Raw genomic sequence first — 10,470 nt, 5'->3', positions numbered from 1 at the left:
GGCCGGAGTGGCGCCGGCCCTGCCCCAGAACCACCGAGAGGACAGGAGAGGCCATGCATGCACTCATGCGGCGGCCCCCTCTCAACCGCCATGGACTAGGGTTGCCCACAATGCCGAACCCTTGCTCGGGGCGGCGCATCGCGTCGGAAGCGCGACGCCGTTCCCTCCAGGCATCGTGACCCCTTCGCCTTGGCGGTGCATGTCCCGGGTCCCGCCTGCGAAGGCTATGGACGGGAACCGGTTTCCCGGTAGAGTGACGCGAACCGTCTTGCACGCGGTCACATCCTTCACTAGGGGAACATAATGTCCGTCAAGCTCACCCGTCGTGACCTCGCCAAGATCGGCTTTGGCCTCGGGGCTGCCACTGTCCTGAGCCGTCAGGCCCTCGCGCAGGCGCCCGCCTTTTTCCGCATCGGCACGGGCGGCACGGCCGGAACCTACTATCCGGTCGGCGGCCTCATCGCGAATGCCGTCTCGAACCCGCCGCAGCTCGTGCTGACGGCTCAAGCCTCGAACGGTTCCGTGGCCAATGTCAATTCGATTGTCTCGGGCGCGCTCGAGTCCGGTTTCACCCAGGCCGATGTCGCCTACTGGGCCTATACGGGCACCGGATTGTTCGAGGGGAAGGGCAAGATCGAGGATCTGCGTCTTCTCGCTAATCTCTACCCCGAGAGCATCCATCTCGTCGCGGCGAAATCCGCCAACATCAAGTCTGTCGCCGACCTGAAGGGCAAGCGCGTGTCCCTCGACGAGCCGGGATCCGGCACTCTGGTGGACGCGCGGATCATCCTCGCCGGCTGGGGTTTGAAGGAATCGGACGTGAAAGCGGACTTCCTCAAGCCGAATCAGGCCGCCGAGCGCATGCGCGACGGCGGGCTCGATGCCTTCTTCTTCGTCGGCGGCTATCCGACCAGCGCCATCACCGAGCTCGCTGCGACCGGGGGAGGCGTCGATCTTGTTTCGCTCGCCGGGCCCGAGGCGGATGCGATCCGCAAGCAATACAGCTTCTTCGCGTCCGACGAGATCCCGGCCGGCACCTACAAGGACGTGGCTGCCGTGAAGACCCTCGCGGTGGGGGCCCAATGGGTGACCTCCGCCAAGGTACCCGAAGCGGTCGTCTACGAGGTCGTCAAGGGCCTGTGGAGCGACAAGACCCGCGCGGCCCTCGATGCCGGGCACGCCAAAGGCAAGCTCATCCGCAAGGAGAGCGCCCTGGCAGGCGCGGGTATCCCCGTGCATCCCGGCGCCGAGCGCTTCTACAAGGAAGCCGGCCTGTCGAAGGGCTGATCCGCCCCATTCACCCGTCCTTTCGACCTCCCGTGGCTGACGCTGCGGGAGGTGCTTTGCCTGCAACGAGAGCCCCCATGTCCGCAGCCGATCCCAGCATCATCATCGAGAACCGCAGCCTCGAAGAGAAGTTCGATCCCGAGATGCGCTTCCGGCCCCTGCCGCCGGGCACCGCCTGGCTCGTGGCCGGTCTGCTGTTGGCGCTCTCGTTCTTCCACTATTACACGGCCGGTTTTGGGCTGCTGCGGGAAGCCACCCACCGCGGCATCCACATGGCCTTCGTCCTGGGGCTCATCTTTCTCGTCTTCTCGGCCTTCAAGAGCGATCAGGACCGGATCGCTCCCTCGACTTGGTGGCGGCCAGGCAGCATCTCCCTGATCGACTGGGCTCTCGCCGTGGCGGCCGCCGTCTCGAGTCTCTATGTCCCGTGGATCTTCAGCGATCTCGCGTTCCGTGTCGGCAATCCGTCGTCAACGGACGTTGTCATGGGGACGATCCTGATCCTCGTCCTCCTGGAGGCGACCCGCCGATCCGTGGGCTGGCCGCTTCCGGTGATCGCCATCGGGGTCATGCTCTACGCCTATTTCGGCCCGTCCATGCCGGGCATCCTTCAGCATCCCGGCGCCTCCTGGTCGAACATCGTCAACCATCTCTATCTCACGAGCCAGGGCATCTACGGCATCGCCTTGGGAGTGGTCGCCACCTACGTGTTCCATTACGTTCTCTTCGGCGTGCTCGCGACCCGGGTCGGTCTCGGAAAGCTCTTCATCGATCTCGCCACCTGCGTGGCAGGCCGTTACGCGGGCGGGCCGGCCAAGGTGTCGATCTTCGGCTCGGCCCTGTTCGGCATGATCTCCGGCTCTTCCATCGCCAACACGGTCACGGTCGGCTCCCTGACGATCCCGGCCATGATCCGCGTCGGCTACCAGCGCCATTTCGCGGCGGCGGTGGAATCGGCGGCCTCGACCGGTGGCCAGATCACTCCGCCGATCATGGGCGCTGCCGCCTTCCTCATGGTGGAGTTCCTCAACGTTTCCTATCAGACGGTCATCCTGGCGGCAGTCGTGCCGGCCTGCATGCACTTCTTCGGCGTGTTCATGCAGGTGCATCTCGAAGCCAAGCGCTCCGGGTTGCAGGGGTTGCCGGCCGAGGAACTGCCCCGGGCCGCCAAGGTCATCCGCGAGGGCTGGCAGACGATCATGCCGCTCGCCGTGCTGCTGATCGTGCTGTTCTCCGGCTTCACCCCCTATCTCGCGGCCTTCTGGGGCATCACGGCCTGCCTGGTGGTTGGCGCCTCGCGCGTTCCATCCATCACGCTCGGGTTCCTGGCCGCGATCGTCGGGGCCATCGCCACGGGCATGCTCACCCAGCTGGTCTTCGTGGTCCCGCTCCTGGCTCTGGTGCTGGCGCTTCTCGTCGCCACGTTCCTGAGGAGCGAAGCCGGAAAGGCGGTCGTTCTCGATCTCGTCGACGCCTTCGTGGTCGGCGCCAAATACGCCATCGGCGTGGGCGCGGCGGCCGCGACGGTCGGCATCATCGTGGGCATCGTCACGCTCACGGGCGTCGGCTTCAAGATCTCCTTCATCGTCACGTCATTCGCCGCACAGCTCGCCCAGGGCTTCATGGATTTCGTGCCTGCGGGCCTCGCCGACATGAAGGCCATGACTCTGTTCTTCACCTTGCTGATGACAGCTGTCGTCTGCATCCTGCTGGGATGCGGTGTGCCGACGACGGCGAACTACATCATCATGGTCACGGTCGCGGCGCCGGCCCTGGGGCTCCTCGGCGTCCAGCCGCTCGTCGCGCATTTCTTCGTGTTCTATTACGGGGTGCTGGCCGACATCACGCCGCCCGTGGCACTCGCCGCCTACGCGGGAGCCAGCATGGCGGGGGCCGATCCGTTCAGGACGGGCAATACGGCGTTCCGGCTGGGATTGGGCAAGGCCCTCGTGCCGTTCGTGTTCGTCTACGGTCCGGCCATGCTGATCGTCACGCCGGAATTCACTTGGCCGGGGTTCCTGTTCGTCACGGCCGGAGCCGTCATCGGCATCGTGTTCTTGTCGGCGGCTTTCGCCGGGTATGGGCTCACCTCGATGCGGCCCTGGGAGCGTTGGCTCATCGGTCTCGCCGCCCTGCCGATCATCGCGCCGGATGTGGAGACCACACTGATCGGGCTGGTGATGGCAAGCCCCGTGGTCGTGGCGCAACTCGTCAAGGCACGCGCCGCGATGGTACCAAGGCCCGCCTGAAGATCGGCAGGACAACCTGAACCATTCGGCCATCCTCCCGTTGTTCTTTGCTTGGATTGAAGACAACGGGAGAGCCTCATGGTCGATTACAGGAAGCTTCTGGATGCGTTCGTCGGCGCCATCGGCCGTCCTGATCACCGGGCTCCAGGTCAACCCGATCTCGGTAACGTGGGCCCGCAGACCGGCAGGAGCGTGACCCAGATTGCCGGTCATACGCCGGATCAGCTTCTGCAGAAGGCCAAGGACTTTGCCGCGCAGCATCCGGGGCTCACCCAGACGGCCCTGGTCAGCCTCGCGGGCCTTCTGTTCAAAGGGCGCAAGAAGGGCAAGATGACCGGCAACCTGGTCAAGCTCGGCGGCCTCGCGGTGATCGGCGGCCTGGCCTACAAGGCCTACCAGAACCAACAGGCCGCCAGGGGAACATCGGGAGGCGGGACGGCTGAGCCTTCCGCACCGGCAGCCCGATCCGAGGAGGATGTCGCGCAATCCGCGCTGAGCCTGCCGGAGACGTCGCGCTTCCACCCGGTCTCGCAGACCGAGGACGATGCTCTCCTGTTCCTGCGCACGATGGTGGCGGCGGCCGCCGCAGACGGGCACATCGATCAGGCCGAGCGGGCGCGAATCGTCAAAGGGCTGACCGAAGCGGGGATAGACCCGGAGGCGAGCCGCTGGCTGGAGACGGAAATGGCCTCGCCGGCGGATGTCGAGGAGCTTGCCGCCAACGTCAACGACCCTGACAAGGCCGCACAGGTCTATGCGGCCGCTCGCCTCGCCATTGATCCGGATACCATGCAGGAGCGCGAGTTCCTGCACCAGCTGGCCGAGGCGCTGGATCTCGACCCGGCCATGCGCGCGCAGATTGACGATACGGCTGGCGGTCTGAGCTGACGGAGCGCCTCTCAAAGTGGTGACACCCGCCCCAAGGGCCGGATGCTCTGGTACCTGATGGTGGTCTGCGCGCCGCTCCGCTCCTCGTAGCGCTTGCCCAGGACGAACCCGAGCTCCGGCGAGTAGAGGTCCGTGTGCTCCGAGGTGATCCTGCCCTCCGCATCGAGGAAGCGGTTGCGCACCACCAGGACGGCGTATGAGCAGGTTCCGAGCTGGATCTGCTCCTGACCCGTCACCGTCAGTTCCAGGGAGATCAGGGCGCCGACCTTGTTCGGCTGAGCCGGCGCATAGGTCAGGGTCCGGCGGGCCTTCGGTTCGAGCGGGAAGATCGTGCGCAGATCCGACACCGGAATGTTGATGCTCCGGGCCGTGTCGTCGAAACGGCTGATCGGGAAGAGCCCGCGGTAATAGATCACGTCCTGTCTCTTCCCGCCGGGATAGGCGTTCACCACGTGGACGAAGTGATCCGAGACGGGCCGGATTTCCGCAACCGTTCCCTGACGTTCGAGGACAAAGCCCAGCTTCGCGGTCTGCGCCGACGGGCAATCGTCCCCCAGCGCAGGAGACACGAGGATCGTCAGGGCAAAAGGGAGAGCGCGTCGAAACATGGCGGGCGACCCGGCGTTGTTGATCAAGGAGGCGAAGCGTCGGACGTACCGCGCTGCCGAAACGATGTAACACGTGATTCGGCGTGGTGGAACGCTCCTGGATCGCGGCTGCTTGGGAACTCCGCTTCGACCGTCCGAAAGTCAGCTACTTTAGTCAGGGGACGGTTGATCTTGGCCCCTGTCCTGGATCAAATACCGCCTCTGCGTTTACGGATGCCCGAAAGGATATGAAGAATGGCTGAGAGGCCTCACCGTCGCACTCCCGATCAGCTTCGCTCACGGCTGTGGTTCGACAATCCGGACAACCCGGGCATGACCGCGCTCTACCTGGAGCGCTATCTGAATTTCGGACTGACGGGCAAGGAACTGCAGGGCAAGAAGCCGATCATCGGCATCGCGCAGACCGGATCCGATCTGTCCCCGTGCAACCGCCACCATCTCGAACTCGCCAAACGCGTACGCGACGGCATCACGGCGGCCGGCGGCGTACCATTCGAATTCCCGTGCCACCCGATCCAGGAGACGGGCAAGCGCCCCACCGCCTGCCTGGACCGCAATCTCGCCTATCTCTCCCTCGTGGAGGTCCTCTACGGCTACCCGCTCGACGGGGTCGTTCTGCTGACCGGCTGCGACAAGACCATGCCGGCCTGCATCATGGCGGCCGCGACCGTGAACATCCCGGCGATCTCGCTCAATGTCGGGCCGATGCTCAACGGCTGGCACCACGGCGAGCGCACCGGATCGGGCACCATCGTCTGGAAGGCGCGCGAGCGCCATGCGGCCGGCGACATCGACTACCAGCAGTTCATCGACATCGTCGGATCGAGCGCGCCCTCCGTCGGCCACTGCAACACCATGGGCACCGCGTCCACGATGAACGCTCTTGCCGAAGCGCTCGGCATGTCGCTGCCGGGCTCTGCCGCCGTGCCGGCGCCGTACCGCGAGCGCGGCCAGATGGCCTATGAAACGGGCCTTCGCATCGTGGACATGGTGTGGGAAGACCTGAAGCCTTCCGACATCATGACCCGCGAGGCGTTCGAGAACGCCATCGTGGCCAATGCGGCCATCGGCGGCTCCACCAACGCGCCGATCCACATCAATGCGATCGCCAAGCATATCGGCGTGCCGCTCGACAACGGCGACTGGGAGCGCATCGGCTTCGAGATTCCGCTGCTCGTGAACGTCCAGCCGGCGGGCGAGTATCTCGGCGAGGAGTATTTCCGCGCCGGCGGTTTGCCGGCCGTGATGGCCGAGCTGATCGGCGCCGGCAAGATCCACGAGAACGCGCTGACCTGCACGGGCACGACCATCGGGGAGAACTGCAAGGGCAAGTTCACCTGGGATCACGACGTGATCCGCTCCTACGACAATCCGCTGAAGGAGAAGGCCGGCTTCCTCAACCTGAAGGGAACGCTCTTCGATTCCGCGATCATGAAGACCAGCGTGATCAGCCCGGAATTCCAGGAGCGCTACCTCAACAACCCGGAGGATCCGAACGCTTTCGAAGGACGCGTGGTCGTGTTCGAAGGGCCGGAGGATTACCATCACCGCATCGACGATCCGTCCCTCAACATCGACGAGCACACGATCCTCATCATGCGCGGCGCTGGTCCGGTCGGCTATCCGGGTGCGGCGGAGGTGGTGAACATGCAGCCGCCGGGCGCGCTCATCAAGCGCGGCGTCCTCTCGCTGCCGTGCATCGGCGACGGGCGCCAGTCCGGCACCTCGGGAACGCCGTCGATCCTCAACGCTTCACCTGAAGCCGCCGTCGGCGGCGGGCTGGCGCTGTTGCAGACCGGCGACCGGATCCGCATCGACCTCAACAAGCGCAGCGCCGATATCCTTCTGTCTCCGGAAGAGATCGAGAAGCGGCGCGCCGATCTCGAAGCCCGCGGCGGCTTTGCCTATCCGGCGAGCCAGACACCCTGGCAGGAGATCCAGCGCTCGATGGTGGATCAGCTCTCCGAGGGCATGACCCTGAAGCCGGCCGTGAAGTACCAGAAGGTCGCGCAGACCTTCGGCGTGCCGCGCGACAATCACTGAGCTGAACGAAAGGAGCGGGGGCTGTCATGAACAGACTTCACGGAAGGACGGCCCTCGTCACGGCGGCCGGGCAGGGGATCGGACGCGCCATCGCAAAAGCCTTTCTTCGCGAGGGCGCGCGTGTTTGGGCAACGGATCTGGACGTCGCCAAGCTCGACGGGCTCGAGGGTGCCGAGCGGCGCAGGCTCGACGTGCTGTCGAACGCCGACGTAGAGCAGCTCGTTGCCGAGGCCGGACCGTTCGACGTTCTCGTCAACGCGGCGGGTTTCGTGCATCACGGTACGATTCTCGAATGCTCCGACAAGGATTGGGATTTCTCGTTCGATCTGAACGTCAGGTCCATGCACCGGACGATCCGTGCGGTGCTGCCGGGCATGCTGGAGAAGGGCCGGGGCTCCATCGTCAACATCGCGTCCGGCGCCTCGTCGGTCCGCGGCATTCCCAATCGATACGTCTATGGAACCACGAAGGCGGCTGTGATCGGCCTGACGAAGGCTGTGGCGGCCGATTTCATCAAGCGCGGCGTGCGTGCCAACGCCATCTGCCCCGGCACGATCCAGTCGCCCTCGCTCGACGAGCGGATTGCGGCGCTCGCTGCGAGTTCCGGTCAGAGTCTGGAGAGCGTGCGTCAGGCATTCGTCGACCGTCAGCCCATGGGCCGGCTCGGCACCGCCGAAGAGGTGGCGGCTCTTGCCCTCTACCTCGCGTCTGACGAGGCCAGCTACACGACGGGCCATATTCATCTCGTCGACGGCGGGTTTGCGCTGTGAGCGACTCTCCCGTTTGATCGCCTGCCCGGCAGGCGTCCTCGTCCATGGACAGGCCAACGAAAAAAGGCAGGCTCGAAAGCCTGCCTTTTCAGTTTGCCGTGGTTTGGGATAGGCGGATTATTCTTTGTTGGTGGTCGGCATCACCCCCGCGCGGCTCTGTTGTTGGCGCGCTCTGCTTTGGCTATCCATGCCGCCGCCCCACGGTGCCTCCAATCCATCCGCAGAACCATGCTGAAGTCCCGGATGGAGCCGCTGTACTGGCTGAGGCAATACAACATAATTCCCCGCGTAAAATAGAACTTGACCAAAAACGTCGTCAAATCTGTCGCTCTTGGGTTGGCGTAAGTTGCTTGGTTGAAATTATCATTGCGAGTTAGATCGATAAGACTTGACATGACCGATCGTCTCATACCTGTGGTTGTGGTCGTCATTTCTCACCTCAATCGAAAGTAACGGCAATGTCTTCGTAGCTTAAGCCTTTGACTTCTGCTCCAACCTGCTGAAGTCGTATTTAATGTCTCACGGCAATTACCTTGCGGAAATCGGAAAGGCGCAAGACTTGTCGGAAAAACGCAGCTATCGTAATCTTTCTTGAGGAACGGCCAGATCAGGCCCGCACCAATAGATCCAAACGGCTTTGGGGAGGGTCGTCAAGACGGGCAGGATCATGGCGGATGCTCATCGCACCATGGAGCAGACGACGGCCCCCGGGACCGGGGATGGCTCTGGCGCGAAGCCTGTCGCTCAAGACGGCTCTGTCCTCGATGTTACGATCAGATCGACCGAACTCGACGAGATGGAGGATGTTACGAATTCTCTCATCTCGTCCCACAGGTTGAGGCCGTTGACGAGCGACGGTACATTCGACAGCACCCTGCAAATTCAGGGTCTCCGAGATTTCTGCAGGTTCACAATCTCTTATGGACGTTCAGTACAAGGCCTTCTCCAAGATGAGGCCGATGAGCGGATGGCCTTTGTCATGGCGCCCAAGGGAAGAGGCGAGTTCGTCACGGAGGGGCGCACGTTCGATATGTCGGGTGAGCATGGAGTCGTATTCCACACAGGCGCTCTCCGAACTCTAAAACAAAGTGTCGATTGCGAGATCTCGGTTCTCCTGATGAGCCGGAACAAGGCCGCCGAACATTGCGCCAAGCTGCTGGGACGCGACCTCGACCGGGAGCTCGCGTTCGACACCAGCTTCGACCTCAGCAGCCCCAATGGACAAAGCTGGGTGCGGCTGTTCCAGTATGCCACCGCGGAACTCGCCAGCCCGCATTCCCTGTTCCGCTCCGTGGCGGCCGCCCGCCAGCAGCTCGAGCAGACGGTGCTGACCGGCTTCCTCCTCAGCCAGACCCACACCTACTCGGACGCGCTGCTGCGCCCGCAATCGGCCGCCGTGCCGTTCTACGTCAAGCGGGCCGAAGCCTACATCGAGGCGCATTTTTCCGAGCCCCTGTCGCTGGCCGAGATCGCCGCTCAGGCCGGGGTGAGCGCCCGCAGCCTGCAGAATGGCTTTCATAACTCCCGTGGCATGACCCCCATGGCGTTCCTGCGCTCGCTGCGGCTCAGGCACGCGCATCGGGCGCTGCTGGCAGCCGATCCGACGAGCGCGAGGGTGACCGAGATCGCACTGGCCTACGGGTTCAATCACATGGGCGAGTTCGCCTCAGCCTACCGACACGCTTTCGGCGAGACGCCGAAGCAGACCTTGGTGCGGGCACGAGTCGGATGAGGGCGCTCTACTCCGCTCCATCTGACGGAGCCATGAGACATGGCCAACGAAAGTCCTGAGCCCGTGCCGGCCGCTCAAAATAACGGCGTCGACTTCGCGTTGGCGTCGCCGCATCTCGATGAGATCGAGGATATCTGCAACAGGTTCGTGACGCCTCACAGGCTCACCTCTGCGTCCCGAACTCAAAAGGCCGACAGCAAGCTCGGCGTTCACGGCGTGAAGGATCTGGGCGTCTTCACCGTCGCCTACGGGGCGCAGCTGACGGCTCAAATCTATCCAACGCCGATGGATGACCGGCTGGCTTTCATGATTGCCGAGAGCGGCGCCGGGCATGCGAAGTTCGACGGGCAGGAATATGCCTTCACGGCTACACAGGCGGCCGTCATCCCGTCCGGTCCGGAGCTGTTCATGCACTATCAGGAGAATTGCGAAACGCTGTCCCTCCTGCTCAGCCGCAACCGGCTCACGGAGCAATGCGAGAAGCTGCTGGGGCACGAACTCGAGCGTCCTCTCGCCTTTGACAAGCTGCTGTCCCTGGACAGCGCTGCCGGCCAAAGCCTGCGACGGCTCGGAAGCTACGCCGCCGCCGAGTTGAGCGACCCCCTCTCGATGACCCGGCAGTTGCCGGCTGTCGCCCAGCAGCTCGAGCAGATGATGCTGACCAGCTTCCTGCTCGGCCAGACCCATACCTATTCTGAGGCGCTGCTGCGGCCGCAATCGGCGGCCGCCCCCTTCTACGTGAAGCGGGCCGAGGCTTTCATCGAGGCGCATTTCGCCGAACCCCTGTCCCTGGCCGCCATCGCCGCACATGCAGGGGTGAGCGCCCGTAGCCTGCAGAACGGCTTCCAGAGCTTTCGCGGCATGACCCCCATGGCGTTCCTGCGCTCCCTGCG

At 64.1% G+C, this 10,470-nt stretch carries 8 protein-coding genes; 7 read left to right on the top strand and 1 reads right to left on the bottom strand.

Annotated features, from left to right (window positions below):
* Nucleotides 1-303: 303 nt before the first annotated feature.
* From KBI52_RS04095 to KBI52_RS04085, 3 genes are all read left to right on the top strand, one after another.
* Nucleotides 304-1,287 carry a TAXI family TRAP transporter solute-binding subunit gene (locus KBI52_RS04095; protein WP_173945297.1) on the top strand — a complete coding sequence of 328 codons (984 nt, stop codon included), beginning with the start codon at nt 304-306 and terminating at the stop codon, nt 1,285-1,287.
* Between the two features lie 77 nt (nt 1,288-1,364).
* Entirely contained in the window at nt 1,365-3,536 is a 2,172-nt protein-coding gene (locus KBI52_RS04090) for a TRAP transporter permease (RefSeq protein WP_210805519.1), read from the top strand.
* A gap of 78 nt (nt 3,537-3,614) precedes the next feature.
* Complete coding sequence (locus KBI52_RS04085; protein ID WP_210805517.1) at nt 3,615-4,424, top strand: tellurite resistance TerB family protein; 810 nt, start codon at nt 3,615-3,617, stop codon at nt 4,422-4,424.
* An 11-nt stretch (nt 4,425-4,435) separates the two neighbouring features.
* Here the strand turns inward: KBI52_RS04085 and KBI52_RS04080 are convergent, their stop codons facing one another.
* Nucleotides 4,436-5,032, bottom strand: coding sequence for a hypothetical protein (locus KBI52_RS04080; RefSeq protein ID WP_173945294.1), 597 nt, complete (start codon nt 5,030-5,032; stop codon nt 4,436-4,438).
* 234 nt (nt 5,033-5,266) lie between these two features.
* Between KBI52_RS04080 and KBI52_RS04075 the strand changes: the two genes are divergently transcribed.
* From KBI52_RS04075 to KBI52_RS04060, 4 genes are all read left to right on the top strand, one after another.
* Nucleotides 5,267-7,075: an IlvD/Edd family dehydratase gene (locus KBI52_RS04075; RefSeq protein ID WP_173945293.1), complete on the top strand. Its 1,809-nt coding sequence runs from the start codon at nt 5,267-5,269 to the stop codon at nt 7,073-7,075.
* Between the two features lie 26 nt (nt 7,076-7,101).
* Nucleotides 7,102-7,845 (top strand): SDR family oxidoreductase, encoded by a 744-nt coding sequence (locus KBI52_RS04070; RefSeq protein WP_210805515.1) that lies wholly within the window; start codon nt 7,102-7,104, stop codon nt 7,843-7,845.
* Between the two features lie 667 nt (nt 7,846-8,512).
* Nucleotides 8,513-9,577 carry an AraC family transcriptional regulator gene (locus KBI52_RS04065; protein ID WP_371823109.1) on the top strand — a complete coding sequence of 355 codons (1,065 nt, stop codon included), beginning with the start codon at nt 8,513-8,515 and terminating at the stop codon, nt 9,575-9,577.
* A gap of 39 nt (nt 9,578-9,616) precedes the next feature.
* Nucleotides 9,617-10,470: AraC family transcriptional regulator (locus KBI52_RS04060; RefSeq protein ID WP_210805513.1), on the top strand; the 854-nt coding region annotated here is incomplete at its 3' end.

This window comes from Microvirga sp. HBU67558 (genome assembly GCF_018069605.1).
Lineage (GTDB): Bacteria > Pseudomonadota > Alphaproteobacteria > Rhizobiales > Beijerinckiaceae > Microvirga > Microvirga terrae.
Note: the sequence above shows the minus strand (reverse complement) of the source record. Positions and strands in the feature narration are given on the sequence as shown.

Excerpts from the sequence above, each read along its gene's own strand:
- KBI52_RS04090 (WP_210805519.1), top strand. The coding sequence starts at position 1,365 with ATGTCCGCAGCCGATCCCAGCATCATCATCGAGAACCGCAGCCTCGAA.
- KBI52_RS04080 (WP_173945294.1), bottom strand. The coding sequence starts at position 5,032 with ATGTTTCGACGCGCTCTCCCTTTTGCCCTGACGATCCTCGTGTCTCCT.
- KBI52_RS04070 (WP_210805515.1), top strand. The coding sequence starts at position 7,102 with ATGAACAGACTTCACGGAAGGACGGCCCTCGTCACGGCGGCCGGGCAG.
- KBI52_RS04095 (WP_173945297.1), top strand. The coding sequence starts at position 304 with ATGTCCGTCAAGCTCACCCGTCGTGACCTCGCCAAGATCGGCTTTGGC.
- KBI52_RS04075 (WP_173945293.1), top strand. The coding sequence starts at position 5,267 with ATGGCTGAGAGGCCTCACCGTCGCACTCCCGATCAGCTTCGCTCACGG.
- KBI52_RS04065 (WP_371823109.1), top strand. The coding sequence starts at position 8,513 with ATGGCGGATGCTCATCGCACCATGGAGCAGACGACGGCCCCCGGGACC.
- KBI52_RS04085 (WP_210805517.1), top strand. The coding sequence starts at position 3,615 with ATGGTCGATTACAGGAAGCTTCTGGATGCGTTCGTCGGCGCCATCGGC.